11 protein-coding genes are annotated in these 15,371 nt (G+C 70.4%); 10 read left to right on the forward strand and 1 reads right to left on the reverse strand.

The genetic code is table 11. The features are described from left to right. Positions 1–146: 146 nt before the first annotated feature. The 9 genes from QZL85_RS11150 to QZL85_RS11190 all read left to right on the forward strand — a co-directional run bounded on the left by QZL85_RS11150 (position 147) and on the right by QZL85_RS11190 (position 12,528). A complete protein-coding gene (locus QZL85_RS11150) occupies positions 147–1,433 on the forward strand; it encodes an extracellular solute-binding protein (RefSeq protein ID WP_295576731.1) in 1,287 nt (428 codons plus the stop codon). Between the two features lie 139 nt (positions 1,434–1,572). Beyond that, the gene (locus tag QZL85_RS11155; protein WP_295576785.1) at positions 1,573–2,421 is read left to right on the forward strand and encodes a carbohydrate ABC transporter permease; all 849 of its coding nucleotides are present in this window, start codon (positions 1,573–1,575) and stop codon (positions 2,419–2,421) included. Beyond that, positions 2,418–3,257 carry a carbohydrate ABC transporter permease gene (locus QZL85_RS11160; RefSeq protein WP_295576732.1) on the forward strand — a complete coding sequence of 280 codons (840 nt, stop codon included), beginning with the start codon at positions 2,418–2,420 and terminating at the stop codon, positions 3,255–3,257. The genes QZL85_RS11155 and QZL85_RS11160 overlap by 4 nt, the downstream gene beginning before the upstream one ends. 2 nt (positions 3,258–3,259) lie before the next feature. After that, positions 3,260–4,324: a glycosidase gene (locus QZL85_RS11165; RefSeq protein WP_295576733.1), complete on the forward strand. Its 1,065-nt coding sequence runs from the start codon at positions 3,260–3,262 to the stop codon at positions 4,322–4,324. A gap of 36 nt (positions 4,325–4,360) precedes the next feature. Continuing rightward, positions 4,361–6,418: a hypothetical protein gene (locus tag QZL85_RS11170; RefSeq protein ID WP_295576734.1), complete on the forward strand. Its 2,058-nt coding sequence runs from the start codon at positions 4,361–4,363 to the stop codon at positions 6,416–6,418. Positions 6,419–6,589: 171 nt separating this feature from the next. After that, positions 6,590–8,110 (forward strand): AlkA N-terminal domain-containing protein, encoded by a 1,521-nt coding sequence (locus QZL85_RS11175; protein ID WP_295576735.1) that lies wholly within the window; start codon positions 6,590–6,592, stop codon positions 8,108–8,110. Further along, positions 8,107–8,595 carry a methylated-DNA--[protein]-cysteine S-methyltransferase gene (locus QZL85_RS11180; protein ID WP_295576737.1) on the forward strand — a complete coding sequence of 163 codons (489 nt, stop codon included), beginning with the start codon at positions 8,107–8,109 and terminating at the stop codon, positions 8,593–8,595. The genes QZL85_RS11175 and QZL85_RS11180 overlap by 4 nt, the downstream gene beginning before the upstream one ends. Positions 8,596–8,905: 310 nt before the next feature. Continuing rightward, entirely contained in the window at positions 8,906–10,714 is a 1,809-nt protein-coding gene (locus QZL85_RS11185) for an ABC transporter ATP-binding protein (protein ID WP_295576738.1), read from the forward strand. After that, on the forward strand, positions 10,711–12,528 hold the full coding sequence (locus QZL85_RS11190) for an ABC transporter ATP-binding protein (protein ID WP_295576740.1): 1,818 nt from the start codon (positions 10,711–10,713) through the stop codon (positions 12,526–12,528). The genes QZL85_RS11185 and QZL85_RS11190 overlap by 4 nt, the downstream gene beginning before the upstream one ends. A 29-nt stretch (positions 12,529–12,557) precedes the next feature. On the opposite strand, the gene QZL85_RS11195 is transcribed toward QZL85_RS11190, so the two are convergent. Continuing rightward, positions 12,558–13,010 (reverse strand): GNAT family N-acetyltransferase, encoded by a 453-nt coding sequence (locus QZL85_RS11195; protein ID WP_295576741.1) that lies wholly within the window; start codon positions 13,008–13,010, stop codon positions 12,558–12,560. A 116-nt stretch (positions 13,011–13,126) separates the two neighbouring features. On the opposite strand from QZL85_RS11195, the gene QZL85_RS11200 reads away from it, so the two are divergent. Beyond that, positions 13,127–15,346, forward strand: coding sequence for an NADP-dependent isocitrate dehydrogenase (locus QZL85_RS11200; RefSeq protein ID WP_295576742.1), 2,220 nt, complete (start codon positions 13,127–13,129; stop codon positions 15,344–15,346). Positions 15,347–15,371: the final 25 nt, after the last annotated feature.

A 15,371-nucleotide genomic window follows, 5' to 3' on the forward strand; every position in this document is an offset into this window, starting at 1 on the left:
ACACCCCGAGCACCATCCGCACAAGGACGTTGCCGGGTGCCCCCGCGGCGACGAGCGTGGGCAACAGCATCGGTCGGAACCATCGTCGGTCCCGACCAGGGAGTGTCCTGCGGCGCGAGCCGCGACGCGGATGAAGGAGCACGACAATGCAAAGACGCACACTGATCATCGCTGCAGCAGCGGCATCCACCCTCGCCCTCACCGCCTGCGGCGGAGGCGGCGGCAATCAGGCCGCCGACCCGGAGGGCCGCGGCGACATCACCATCTGGTACTCCAACAACGAGCAGGAGATCGCCTGGGGCAAGCAGATGGTGGAGGCGTGGAACGCGGAGAACCCCGACGAGCAGGTGAAGGCGCAGGAGATCCCCGCCGGGTCCTCCAGCGAAGAGGTCATCGGCGCGGCCATCACTGCCGGCAACGCCCCGTGCCTCATCTTCAACACCGCCCCCGCGGCCGTCCCGCAGTTCCAGAAGCAGGGTGGCCTCGTGAACCTGTCGGAGTTCACTGACGGCGATGACTACATCACGGAGCGCAGCGGCGACCTCGCCGAGCAGTACCGCTCCGCGGACGGGTCGTTCTATCAGCTGCCCTGGAAGTCCAACCCGGTCATGATCTTCTACAACAAGGACATGTTCCAGGAGGCCGGCCTCGATGCCGAGAATCCTTCCCTGTCGACGTACGACGAGTTCCTCGAGACGGCGCGGACGCTCAAGGAGAAGGGCGTCGCACAGTACGCGATCAACCCGGCACCGACGAGCGAGTTCTTCCAGTCGTGGTTCGACTTCTATCCCCTCTACGCCGCGCAGACCGGCGGCACGCTGCTGCTCGAGGACGGCAAGGCCACCTTCGACAGCGCGGAGGGCAAGGATGTCGCCGAGTTCTGGCGGACGTTGTACGAGGAGAAGCTCGCCGGTCAGGAGCAGTACCAGGGCGACGCCTTCGCGGACGGGTACGCCGCGATGTCGATCGTCGGCCCGTGGGCCATCTCCGTCTACGGCGACGCCGTGAACTGGGGCTCGGTCCCGATTCCGACGAAGGACGGCGCCGAGGCCGCGGATTCCTGGACCTTCAGCGATGCGAAGAACGTCGGCATGTTCACGGCGTGCGAGAACCAGGCGACCGCGTGGGACGTGCTGAAGTTCGCCACGAGCGAGGAGCAGGACGGACTGTGGCTCGAGACCACCGGACAGATGCCGCTGCGGCAGGATCTCACCGGCACGTACCCGGACTACTTCACCGAGAACCCGGCGTACGAAGTGTTCGGAGACCAGGCCGCGCGCACCGTCGAGGTGCCGAACGTGCCGAACTCCGTCGAGATCTGGCAGGCGTTCCGCGACGGGTACTCCAAGGCGGTCATCTTCGGCGAGGGCGACATCGACGCGTTCCTCTCCGACACGGCCACGAAGGTCGACCAACTGGCGGCGGGTAACTGACATGACCGTCGGCGTCGCCGGCGCGCCGGACCGGGAGGGCGCCGCGCAGCCCTCCCGGCGGGCGGCCCCGGCCGCCCCGCCTGAGACCGAGAAGAAGAAGCGCCGCCGGGGGAGCATCCTCGGGTCGCAGCCGCTCGGCATGGTGTTCATCGCCCCCTATCTGGTATTCCTCGGGATCGTCTTCGCCTACCCGATCGTGTTCGCGGTGTGGATGTCGTTCCACGACTACTTCTTCGCCGCCCCCGGCGCGGACGTCGACCGGCCGTTCATCGGGTTCGACAACTTCGCCAAGGTCATCGCCGATCCGGCGGTCTGGCGGTCGTTCCTGAACGTCGGGATCTTCCTCATCATCAACGTCCCGTTGACGGTCGTGCTCTCGATCGTGCTCGCCACGGCCCTGAACCGTGTGGTGCACGCCCGCACGTTCTTCCGGGTCAGCTACTACGTGCCGTACGTCACGGCATCCGTCGCCGTCGTGGCGGTGTGGCTGTTCCTGTTCGCGGAGAACGGTCTCGTCAACAACCTGCTGGGTCCCCTCGCGCCGGTGCCGTCCTGGGTCATCAACTCCGCCCTCGCGATGCCGACGATCGCCTTCTTCGTCACCTGGAAGGGGCTGGGGTTCTACATCCTGCTCTACCTCGCGGCGCTGCAGAACGTCCCGAACGAGCTGTACGAATCGGTGTCGGTGGACGGGGGCGGGCGGATGCGGCAGTTCTTCTCCGTCGTCGTGCCGGGCGTGCGCCCGGCGACCCTGCTCGTCGTCCTGCTCGCGACCATCACCGGCGCGAACCTCTTCACCGAGCCCTACCTGCTCACCGGTGGCGGCGGTCCGAATGGGGCATCGACCTCGCCCGTGCTGCTGATCTACCAGCGGGGCATCGAACAGGGCAACCCCGACATCGCGGCGGCGATCGGGGTCATCCTGATCATCTTCGTGCTCGGGATAGCCGCCATCCAGCGCAAGCTCGTGGGAGGTGAGGAATCGTGAAACGCGCACTGGGCAGCAAGGTCGCCCTCTACGTCGTGCTGAGCCTCGGCGCGCTGTTCTTCCTCTTCCCCTTCTACTACATGATCGTCGGGTCGCTGCAGACGAAGGTCGACCCGTCGATCGGCGGCGCCTTCCCGAACCCCGCCAACCTGTCCGTCGACAACTACGTCGCCATCAACGAGCGGATCAACCTGCTGCAGGGGCTGGCGAACTCGGGGATCTTCACCGGCGGCGTCCTGCTCGGCACGGTCGTGTTCGGTGTTCTCGCCGGGTACGCGCTCGCCGTGCTGCACTGGCGGGGGCGCGGCGTCGCGTTCGGCCTCGTCCTGCTCGTGCAGGTGATCCCGTTCCAGCTGCTGATGATCCCGCTCTACGTCATGATCGCCCGTGACTTCGGGATGGCCGACAGCTACTTCGGCATGATCCTGCCGTTCTTCATCAACTCCACGGCGGTGCTGATCTTCCGGCAGTACTTCCTGCAGCTGCCGAAGGAGATGTTCGACGCCGCCCGCATCGACGGGGCCGGTGAGTTCCGGCTGCTGTGGAGCGTCGCGCTTCCGCTCGTGCGGCCGGCGCTGCTGACGGCCGTTCTGCTGACCTTCATCGGCCCGTGGAACGAATTCCTCTGGCCGTTCCTCATCACGAAGGAGGCGTCGATGCAGCCCCTCGCCGTGTCGCTCGCGAACTTCATCTCGAACATCGCCGCATCCACGGCGAACCCGTTCGGCGCCATGATGGCCGGCGCCGTCGTCCTCGCCGTCCCCGCCGTGGTGCTGTTTCTGCTGTCGCAGCGGTATTTCACGTCGAACGACATCGGGTCCGGAGTGAAAGGCTGAGCATGAGCGCATTCCCGTATCGTCTGTCCCGTGTCGGCGTCGTGATGACGCCCGACCCGGACGACCCGCACGAGGCAGAAGGCGTGCTGAACCCCGGTTCCGGCCGCGGCCCGGACGGCGAGCTGTACCTGCTGCCGAGGCTCGTCGCCGCCGGCAACGTGTCCCGGGTCGGACTCGCCCGGGTCGTCGTCGAGGACGGCGTGCCGGTCGGCGTCGAGCGCCGCGGCGTCGTGCTGGAGCCCGACCGCGGGTGGGAGCGGGGGGTCGGCAACGCCGGCGTCGAGGATCCCCGCGTGACGTGGATCGAGACGCTCGGACTGCACGTGATGACCTACGTCGCCTTCGGACCGCTCGGCCCGAGGACGGCCGTCGCTGTGTCGGAGGACCTCAAGAACTGGCGGCGGCTCGGTCCGGCGCTGTTCCTGTTCGACGACGACCTGGACATGGACCTGAACCTCTTCCACAACAAGGACACGGTCTTCTTCCCCGAGCCCGTGACGGCGCCCGACGGCCGGGAGGCCCTCGCCGTGCTGCATCGTCCGATGTGGAACCTCAGCGAGACCAAGGCGGGCGAAGGCGTCCGGGTTCCGGCCGGCATCACCGACGAGCGCCAGTCGATCTGGATCGCGTACATCCCGCTCGACGCGGTCCGGGCGGACCTGTCCGCCCTGGTCCTGTGGGAGCAGAGCCGCATGCTCGCTGGCCCGCAGTACGCGTTCGAGGAGCTCAAGATCGGCGGGGGGCCGGCGCCGCTTCGCGTACCGGAGGGCTGGCTCATGATCCACCACGGCGTCACGGGCGTGATCGACAACGCCTTCGCCCAGCAGCAGAACGTCAACTACGCCGCCGGGGCGATGCTCCTGGATGCCGACGACCCCACCCGCGTGCTCGACCGGACGACCGAGCCTTTGCTCGCGCCCGAGACGGACGACGAGCGCAGCGGAATCGTCCCGAACGTGGTCTTCCCGACGGCGATCGAGCAGATCGACGGCAAGTACTACGTCTTCTACGGCATGGCGGACTCGAAGATCGGCGTCGCCCTGCTGGAGCGCACCGACCAGACCTGAGTGGGCGACGACGCCCGGAGAACCATCGGAGGAACCATGAACCTGCATCCTCGACGGCGAGGACGCGCGCTCGGCGTACTCCTCGCCATCATCGCGACGACGGCGCTCGCCGTGCCGACGGCCGCCGCTGCGGCATCCGCCCCGGCAACGGCCGTGCCGGCGGCATCCGCCCCGGCCGCGGCCACCGCGGCGCCGCTCACGAATCTCGCGCACCTGGACTTCCTGCTCGACGAGGCCACCCCGCCGGCGGCGGTCCCCGGCCACACGACGTACCGGCTCGCCGAAGAGCCGACGCTCGTCCTGCCGTGGACGTACGCCGACGCGCGAGACGGCGGCACGTTCGAGCGGGTCGGCGGCGGGCCGCTCGATCCCGCGACCGGCTACTGGGGTCAGGGCGCCTACAACGCCGACGACGTGTCCCGCGCGGCCGTCGTCTACCTCCGGCACTGGGAGCTCACCGGCGAGGCGAGCAGCCGAGACAGCGCGTACGAGATGCTGCGCGCCCTCGCCTACATGCAGACGACGGACGGCGCCAACGCCGGCAACGTGGTGCTGTGGATGCAGCCCGACGGCACCCTGAACCCGTCCGCGGAGCCCGTCGAACTGCCCGACCCGTCCGACTCCGGACCGAGCTACTGGCTCGCCCGCACGATCTGGGCGTTCGGTGAGGGGTTCGCGGCCTTCGAAGACGACGACCCCGCGTTCGCCGCCTTCCTGGACGAACGGCTCACCCTCGCAGTGGATGCCGTCATCCGTCAGGAGCTCGTCGACTACGGCACGTGGAAGCAGGCCGACGGCATGCGCGTCCCGGGCTGGCTCATCGTCGACGGCGCCGACGCGTCCGCGGAGGCCGTGCTCGGCCTCGCTGCGCGCGTCGACGCAGGTGGTGCCGACGCCGATGTCACGGACGCGCTCCGCAAGCTCGCCGAAGGCATCGCCGCCGTGGGCGCCGACGACCAGCGGTCCTGGCCGTACGGCGCCGTGCTGCCGTGGGCGCTGTCCCGCAGCATGTGGCACGCGTGGGGCTCGCAGATGCCGGCGGCGCTCGCCGTCGCGTCCGAGACGCTGCACGCGCCGAGCCTCCTGGCCCCGGCGGTGCGCGACGCCGCGAGCTTCACCACGACGCTGCTGACCGCGGGCGGACCGGACAACGGGTGGTTCCCCACCCCCGCCGACCGCGTGCAGATCGCGTACGGCGCGGACTCGCGGGTGCAGTCGCTGCTCGCGGTCGCCGACGCCACCGGTTCGACGGGGTTCGACCAGCTCGCCGCCGTCCAGGCGGCCTGGTTCTTCGGCGCCAATCGGGCGGGGGTCGACATGTACATCCCGGCCACCGGTGTCACCTACGACGGGCTTCAGCCCGACGGCTCGGTCAACCGCAACAGCGGCGCGGAGAGCACGATCCACGGGCTCCTCACGATGATCGCGCTCGACGCACGCCCGGCGCTCGCCGCCCGCGCGACATCGGTCACGGATGTCGCGGAGCGCGACGGCTTGCGCCTCGTCGAAGCCGAGACGGCGACGACCGACGGCACCGTGATCACGCCGACGGCGTGGACCGGCGAATCGCTGTGGTCCGGCGGCGGGCTCGCCCTGTCGGCGGGTCAGCATGCCGTCTTCGCGATCGGCCGCGACACGCAGGACCGCATCGTGCAGCCCGTCGTGTGGTCGGCGCCGGACCGTGCGAGCAGTTCCACGTGGCGCGCGGACCGGCTGCGGCTCGGCGTGCTGCGCGAGACGGCGCCGGCGCAGGGCATATCGCCGACACCGGGCGTGCTGCTGCCGCGGAATCTGGACCGCTCGGTCGGCGCCAAGCACGCGACCGTGCGGGTCGACGTCGACCGCGGCACGCTCCAGCTCGACGCACTGCTGGTTCGCCCGGTCGTCTCCCGCCTCGTGCTCACCGGCGAGGGGCGCACGGAACTCGTGCACTCCGCGTCCACGCACCGGGAGCCGGTCCTCGTGGGCGTCCGTGGCGAGCGCGCCATCGCGCGCATCTACGACGCGCGCGGACGCCTCGTCGGCACCCAGCCGCTCCGCGGAGAGCGCACCATCGTGCTCCCCGCCGGAGGCTTCGCGCTCCTGGAGCGCTGACCCCCGTCCCCGACGCCCGACCGACCGCGGTCGGGCGTCGGGGGCCCGGCCGACGGTGTCGGGGCTGGATTCGCGGCGCTCGGCGATGACTCCGGCGATGGCTCCGGCCACGGCTACGGCGATGGCCGATTTCCGCGAGACGAGGACCGCGGGGCATGTCAGAGTAGATGCATGCCCGCGACCATGACCTTCGACGAGCGGTACCGTGCGATCGACGCGCGCGACACCCGCTTCGACGGGCAGTTCGTCACCGCGGTGCGTACGACCGGCATCTACTGCCGGCCCAGCTGCCCTGCCCGCACCCCGAAACCCGGCAACGTCACCTTCTACCCGACCTCGGCGGCCGCGCACGAGGCCGGGTATCGCGCGTGCCGCCGCTGCCTCCCCGAGGCGACGCCCGGCTCGCCGGAGTGGGACCTCCGCGGCGACGTCGCGGCGCGCGCCATGCGCCTCATCACCGACGGCGTCGTGGAGCGCGAGGGCGTGCCGGGGCTCGCCGGGCGCCTCGGCTACTCCTCGCGCCACCTCACGCGCATGCTGTCCGCCGAGCTCGGCGCCGGACCGCTCGCGCTCGCCCGCGCGCACCGCGCGCACACGGCGCGGATGCTGCTGGTCGGCACCGACCTGCCGGCATCCGAGGTCGCGTTCTCCGCCGGGTTCGCGAGCGTCCGACAGTTCAACGACACCGTCCGCGAGGTCTTCGGTATGCCGCCGCTCGAGCTGCGCGCCCGCCGCCATCGCCACGGTGCTGCCGACGAGCCCGGCACCATCGACCTCGTCCTGCCGCACCGCGGTCCGCTCGACGTCGACGGCCTCTTCGCGTGGATGGCAGCCCGCGCGATCCCGGGGATCGAGACCGCGACCCCGACCTCGTTCGCGCGGTCGCTGCGACTGAGCGGCGGACCGGTCTGGTTCGAGCTCCGTGTCGACGAGCAGGGGCGGATGCGGTTGCGCGCACGCCTCACGCAGCTGCGGGACCTGCCGACCGTCGTCGCCCGCGCGCGGCGGCTGTTCGATCTCGACGCCGATCCCCTCGCCGTCGATGCGGCGCTCGGCAGCCACCCCGAGCTCGCGCCGCTCGTGGCCGCGGTCCCGGGCATCCGGGTCCCCGGCGCTGCCGACCCGCACGAGATGCTCATCCGCGCGATGGTCGGCCAGCAGATCACGGTCGGGGCCGCGCGCACCGCCCTGACGGTGCTGTCCGACGCGCTCGGCGACCGCGCACCGGGCTTCCCAGAGAACCCGGTGCTGTTTCCGACCATGGCCGCGATCGCCGAGCGCGGACATGAGGTCCTGCGCGGCCCCGCCGCGCGCATCCGTGCGCTCACCGGTGCCGCGGCCGCCCTCGCCGACGGCGGCCTGACCCTCACGACCGGCGACGACGGCCCGACCCAGCGCGCCGCCCTCCTCGCGATGCCCGGCATCGGACCGTGGACGGCGGACTATGTCCGCATGCGCGTGCTCGGCGACCCGGATGTCGTCCTGCCGGGGGACGTGGCCGTCCGCGCCGGCGCCGCGGCAGCCGGCGTCCCGGACGATCCGCGCGGACTCGAGGCATGGTCCGCCCGTGTCGCCCCGTGGCGCAGCTACCTCACCGCGCACCTCTGGCGCGCCGCCTCCGCCGCACCTCGCAGCCCGCGCGCGCCGCGCGCACCCCGCACCGATCCCGACATCCCCCAGGAGCAGTCATGACCGCCGTGATCCAGACCCTCGACACCCCCGACGGCCCGTTCACCCTGCTCGCCGACGACGCGGGCCGCGTGCTCGCGTCCGGCTGGACGTCCGACCCCGACGCGATCCTCGCGCGCCTCCGCGCACGCCCCGACGCCGTCCGCGCGGGGGAGACCGACGCGGCGTCCGCGGTGCGCGCGTACTACGGCGGGGATCTCGCCGCGATCGACGCCGTCGCGGTGGCCCAGACCGGGACACCGCTGCAGGCCGCCGGCTGGGCGGCGCTGCGCCGCATCACGCCCGGCCGACCGCTCACCTACACCGAGCTGGCAGCCGAGATCGGGCAGCCCCGCGCCGTGCGCGCGGCCGCCTCGATCTGCGCGCGCAACGCGCCCGCCCTCTTCGTCCCGTGCCACCGCGTCCTGCGCTCGGACGGGTCGCTCGGCGGCTTCGCGTGGGGGACCGATGTCAAGCGTTCGCTCCTCGCCCGCGAAGAAGCCGCCTGAAACGCCGAGCTTGCGCTCAGGGAACTCCCAGGCATAGTCTGGAGGGCTGTCGCGTCGCATCGGCGCGACAGCCCCACTCACCGGACCCAGGAGGACGCCATGTACCAGGCCATCGTCATCACGAAGCCCGTGCTCCTCGCCGCCGGTGCGTTCGGGGCCCTCGAGGGATAACGCGGCGATCCGCACGTCCTCGGCGGCATAGACCCGCCGCATCCCGCGTTCACACCTTCAGGGCATCGCCTCCTGCCGCGCCGCCGCGCGCCCCCACGACCTGTCGCCTCGCGATCCGCCACCACCCCTCCCAAGGACCATGACCCCTCCGGAACGTCTTTCCACCCTCCGGGCTCTCGCCCGCATCCTCCCGTTCGCCAAGCCCGTCATGCCGCGGCTGTTCGCCGGCATGCTGAGCGCGCTCGGCGCCGCCGTCGTCTCGCTCATGATCCCGCTCGTCCTGCAGGCGACCGTCGACGGCCCGATCGCCTCCGGCGACCTCACGGTCATCGTGTGGGCCTCGATCGGCGTGCTCGTCCTCGGGTCGCTCGAGGCGCTGTTCGTGTACCTGCGACGGGCGTTCGTCCTCACCCCGGCGACCGGCGTCGAGTACGAGATCCGCCAGCACTTCTACCGGCGCCTGCAGCGCCTGCCCGTCGCCTTCCACGACCGCTGGCAGTCCGGTCAGCTGCTCAGCCGCATGATGCAGGACATCAACCTCATCCGCCGCTGGCTCGCGTTCGGCTCGATCCTCCTGGTCGTCAACGTCCTGACGATCGTCATGGGCGCCTTCCTGCTGTTCCGCTGGCACTGGGCGCTCGGCACGACCTTCCTCGTCGTGTCGATCCCGCTGTGGTTCTTCGGCTACCGCTTCGAGCGGCACTACAACGTGCTGGCCCGGCAGAGCCAGGATCAGGCCGGCGACCTCGCGACCTCCGTCGAGGAGAGCGTGCACGGCATCCGCGTCCTGAAGGCGTTCGGTCGCGGCAAGCACGCGCTGCAGAAGTTCACGCGTCAGGTGGAGAGCCTGCGGCAGACGGAGCTCGGCAAGGCCCGCGAGGTGGGCCTGCTGTGGTTCTGGCTCGAGGTCGTCCCGATGGTCGCGTTCGCGCTGTGCCTTCTCATCGGCATCTGGCTGGCGACGCAGGGGCAGCTCACCGTCGGCGAGATGCTCGGCTTCTTCGCGATGGCGACCGCGCTGCGCTGGCCGCTCGAGTCGCTCGGCTTCCTCTTCTCCTTCCTCGTCGACACCCGCACGGCCATCGACCGCGTCTACGAGGTGCTGGACGAGGAGAACGCGATCGTCGACGCGCCGGAGCCGAAGACCATCGCCGAACCGCGCGGCGAGCTCGCCTTCCGCGGCGTCCACTTCCGCTACCAGGATGCCGCCGGCACCGAGCGCGACCTGCTCGACGGCATCGACCTCGTGCTGGAGCCCGGTGAGACCATGGCGCTCGTGGGGCTGACCGGGTCCGGGAAGACGACGCTGACGACCCTGCCGACGCGGCTGTACGACGTCACGGGCGGCTCGGTCGAGCTGGACGGCGTCGACGTGCGCGACCTCACGCTCGACGACCTCCGCCGCCACATCGCGATGGCGTTCGAAGACGCGACGCTCTTCTCCGCAAGCGTGCGCGAGAACGTGCTGCTCGGCCGCGACGACCTCGAGGTGCACAGTCCCGAGGCCGACGCCGTGCTGACCGAGGCGCTGCAGATCGCGCAGGCCCAGTTCGTCCACGACCTGCCGAACGGCGTCGACACGACGGTCGGGGAGGAGGGGCTCAGCCTCTCCGGCGGGCAGCGTCAGCGGCTCGCGCTCGCCCGCGCCGTCGCCGCCCGGCCGACCGTCCTCGTCCTCGACGACCCGCTGTCGGCCCTCGACGTCGACACCGAGGCGCTCGTGGAGGCCGCGCTCCGGCGTGTCCTCGCGACGACGACCGCGCTGATCGTCGCGCACCGGCCCTCGACCGTGGCGCTCGCCGACCGCGTCGCCGTCCTCGAATCCGGCCGCATCACAGCCGTCGGCACGCACGTCGAGCTCCTCCGCACCAGTGAGCACTACCGGCACGTCATCTCGAGTCTCGAGGCAGAGGATACGCGTCACCGAGAAATGGAGGTGAACCTGTGAGCGAGGAAACCGTCCAGGGAACCCGCGGCGAAGACCGCAGCGACTACACGAAGGGCGAGAGCCGCGCCATCCGCCGGCGGTCCCTCCGCCTGCTGGGCTCGCTGGTCTCCAACATGCGGGGCCTCCTCACCCTCACCGCCGCGGTCATCGTCGTCTCGACGGCGTTCCGCGTGCTCGGCCCCGCCCTCATCGCGTACGGCATCGACACGGCCCTTCCGCGCGCCGTCTCGCAGATGGACTGGATGCCGGCCTTCGGCGTCACGCTCATCTACCTCGTCACCGGCATCGCCGGCGCCGGCCTCATCGGCTGGTACGTCGTGCTCTCCGCACGTCTCACACAGGCGATCCTCATGGACCTGCGCACCCGGATCTTCCGGCACACCCAGCGGCTGAGCCTCGAGTTCCACGAGACGTACACGTCGGGCCGCATCATCTCGCGGCAGACGAGCGACCTGGAGTCCATCCGGGAGCTGCTGGACGGCGGCCTGAACCAGCTCGTCCAGGGCGCGCTGTACGGCGTCTTCACGCTCGTCGCGCTGTTCCTGCTCGACTGGCAGAGCGGCGTGGTCCTGCTCGCCATGGGCATCCCGCTCGCGCTTCTCATGCGCTGGTTCTACATCGAGTCGCAGAAGGGCTTCCGCGTCTCGCGGGTCGTCAGTGCCAAGCTCATCGTCCAGTTCGTGGAGACGATGACCGGCGTCCGTGCCGTGAAGGCATTCCGCAAGGAGAAGCGCAACGACGACGAGTTCGGCGGGATCTCGGCGGAGTACCGCCGCGTGAACCTCAAGCTCGTGAAGCTCTACGGCGTGCTCGACCCGGGCCTCATCCTGCTCGCGAACGTCACGATGGCGATCGTCCTGCTGTGGGGTGCCTTCCGCGTCGTCGACGACACCCTCGCGCTCGGCGCGCTGCTGGCGGCGGTCATGTACGTCCGCAACTTCTTCAGCCCGCTCGAAGAGGTCGCGATGTTCCTGAACTCGTACCAGTCGGCCACTGCCGCGCTGGAGAAGGTGTCCGGTGTCCTGGAGGAGTCGCCCACCGTTCCCGACCCGGCGACGCCCGTGGACCTGTGGGCGGCGAAGGGCCACATCGAGTTCCGGGGCGTGCAGTTCGGCTACGCGAACGACCGCGTCATCCTGCCCGACTTCTCCCTCGACATCCCGGCGGGGGAGACCGTCGCGCTCGTCGGTACGACCGGTGCCGGCAAGTCGACGCTCGCGAAGCTCGTGTCGCGGTTCTACGACCCGTCGCGGGGCGCCGTGACCCTCGACGGCGTCGACCTGCGGTCGATGCATCCGAAGGACCTGCGCCGCGCGATCGTCATGGTGACGCAGGAGGCGTACCTCTTCAGCGGCACCGTCGCGGACAACATCGCGCTCGGCAAGCCCGAGGCGACCCTCGACGAGATCAAGGCGGCGGCGCGCGCCGTCGGCGCCGACGAGTTCATCTCGAAGCTGCCCGACGGGTACGCCACCGACGTCAACAAGCGCGGCGGCCGCGTCTCGGCGGGTCAGCGCCAGCTGATCTCGTTCGCCCGCGCGTTCCTCGCCGACCCCGCGGTGCTGATCCTCGACGAGGCGACGGCATCCCTCGATATGCCCAGCGAGCGGCAGATCCAGGATGCGCTGCAGACGCTGCTGGCCGACCGCACGGCGATCATCATCGCGCACCGCCTCTCGACGGTCGCGATCGCCGATCGGGTGCTCGTGATGGAGCACGGCCGGATCATCGAGGACGACACCCCGGATGCCCTCATCGCGGGCACCGGCAAGTTCGCCCAGCTGCACGCCGCGTGGCGGGAGTCGCTCGTCTGACGCCGGGCGTCGCGTCGCGGCGCCCGGGGCTAGAGGCGGACTTCGGCGACGACCTCGCCGAACTCGGTCTCATCGACCGGGGTGAAGCCCACGCGGCGGAAGAAGGCCTCGGGGCCGCCCTCGCCGGCTTCGAAGATGACGTTGACGTGGTCCATGCCACGATTGCGGGCTTCCTCGAGCAGCTGCTGGACGGCGAACCGTCCGACGCCGCGGCCCTGGTCGTCGGCGTCGACGTTGATGCGCCAGAGGACCGAGCGGAAGTGCTCCTGCGGAGCCTCCTGGTCGAAGTTCGCGCTAACGAAACCGACGACCTCGTCTCCGTCCAGGACGACGCGCTGCCACGCCGTGGCGGGGTTCACGACCGCGCCGGCGACGGCATAGCTCGTCGGCGCGAGGTACTGCTCCTGCCCGGGTTTGAGGGACATGTTGTTCACCGCGACGATCGTCGACGCGGACAACTCCACCACTCGCAGCTCAGACATGCCCCCAGGCTAGCGGGCGAACGCGACAGGGGCACATCTGTTTCCGCGTCGTTCACGCGGGGCCTCGGGTATCTTGATATCGAGACAACTCCGCTCGCGAACGAAAGAGACGACACGTGCCCGAGCCCACCATCATCTACACGTACACCGACGAAGCTCCGGCACTGGCGACCGCGTCGTTCCTGCCGATCGTGCAGGCCTATACGGGACAGGCGGGGGTGTCCGTGGAGACGCGGGACATCTCGCTGGCGGGCCGCATCCTCGCGGCGTTCCCGCAGCGACTGACGCCCGAGCAGCAGGTCGGCGACGCGCTCGCCGAGCTCGGCGGCCTCGCGACGCTCCCCGAGGCGAACATCATCAAGCTCCCGAACATCTCCGCCTCCATCCCGCAGCTCAAGGCCGCGGTCGCGGAGCTGCAGGATCAGGGCTACGACATCCCGGACTACCCGGACGACGCCACGACGGTCGAGGAGAAGGACGTCCGCGCCCGCTACGACCGCATCAAGGGCTCGGCGGTGAACCCCGTGCTCCGCGAGGGCAACAGCGACCGTCGTGCGCCCCTGTCGGTGAAGAACTACGCGCGGAAGCACCCGCACCTGAACAAGCCGTTCCCGGCCGGGTCGAAGACCCGCGTGGCGACGATGGGCCACGACGACTTCAAGGCGAACGAGAAGTCCTGGGTCGCCGCGCACGACGACCTGCTCAGCATCCGTCACATCGCAGCCGACGGCACCGTCACGGTGCTGAAGGATGGGCTGAAGGTCCTGCCGCGCGAGGTCATCGACGCGACGTTCCTCTCGGCCGCGGCGCTCGACGCGTTCCTGGCGGACACGATCGCGCAGGCGGCCGACGAAGACCTCCTGTACTCCGTGCACCTGAAGGCCACGATGATGAAGGTCAGCGACCCGATCATCTTCGGCCACGTCGTGCGCGCGTTCTTCGCCGACGTCTTCGCCACGTACGGCGACACGCTCGCCGCGGCGGGCCTCTCGCCCAACGACGGCCTCGGCTCGATCCTCACGGGGCTCTCCTCCGTCGCGGACGGCGAGCAGATCGCCGCGGCGTTCACCGCCGCGATCGAGAAGGGCCCCCGCCTCTCCTACACGAACAGCGACAAGGGCATCACGAACCTGCACGTGCCGAGCGATGTCATCGTGGACGCCTCGATGCCGGCCCTCGTCCGCAACGGCGGAAAGCTGTGGGGCGCCGACGGCGGCGAGGACGACACCATCGCGGTCATCCCGGACTCCTCCTACGCCGGCGTCTACCAGGCGGTCATCGACGACGTCATCGCGAACGGCCCGCTCGACCCGACGACGATCGGCACCGTGCCGAACGTCGGTCTCATGGCGCAGGCCGCCGAGGAGTACGGCAGCCACGACAAGACGTTCGAGATCCCGGCCGCGGGCGTCGTCCAGGTGCTGGACGGCGAGGGCACCGTGCTCATCGAGCACGAGGTCGCCGCCGGCGACATCTGGCGTGCCACGCAGACGAAGCACATCGCCGTCATGGACTGGGTGAAGCTGGCGGTCGGTCGCGCCCGCGCGACCGGTGCGCCGGCCGTCTTCTGGCTCGACGTCAACCGCGCGCACGACGCGCAGCTGATCGCCAAGGTGCACCAGGGCCTCGCGACCCTCGACACCGCCGGCATCCAGATCACGATCCTGCCGCCGGCCGAGGCGACCCGCTACACGCTCGCACGGCTGCGCCAGGGACTGGACACCATCTCGGTCACCGGCAACGTGCTGCGCGACTACCTCACCGACCTGTTCCCGATCCTCGAGGTCGGCACGAGCGCCAAGATGCTCTCGATCGTGCCGCTCCTCGCCGGCGGTGGCCTGTTCGAGACGGGGGCCGGCGGCTCGGCGCCCAAGCATGTCCAGCAGCTCGTCGCGGAGAACTACCTGCGGTGGGACTCCCTGGGCGAGTTCTTCGCGCTCGCGGCGTCGCTCGAGCACCTCGGCGAGCGCAACGACAACCCGAAGGCCAAGGTCCTCGCCGACACGCTAGATGCCGCGACGGGCACGTTCCTCGAGAACGACAAGTCGCCGGGGCGCAAGCTCGGGACGACCGACAACCGGGGAAGCCACTTCTACCTCGCCCTGTACTGGGCGCAGGAGCTCGCGACGCAGACCGAGGATGCCGCACTGGCCGCCGCGTTCGCCCCCGTCGCGGAGGCGCTCGCCGCCCACGAGGAGCAGATCGTCGCCGAGCTGATCGCGGTGCAGGGATCGCCTGCCGAGATCGGCGGCTACTACCGCCCCGACGTCGAGCTGGTCACGGCGATCATGCGTCCGTCCGCCACCTTCAATCAGGTCATCGACGGCCTGAGCTGACACCACGCACACGAAGCCCCGCCCG

The sequence above is a fragment of the uncultured Microbacterium sp. genome, from assembly GCF_900078385.1.
GTDB lineage: Bacteria > Actinomycetota > Actinomycetes > Actinomycetales > Microbacteriaceae > Microbacterium.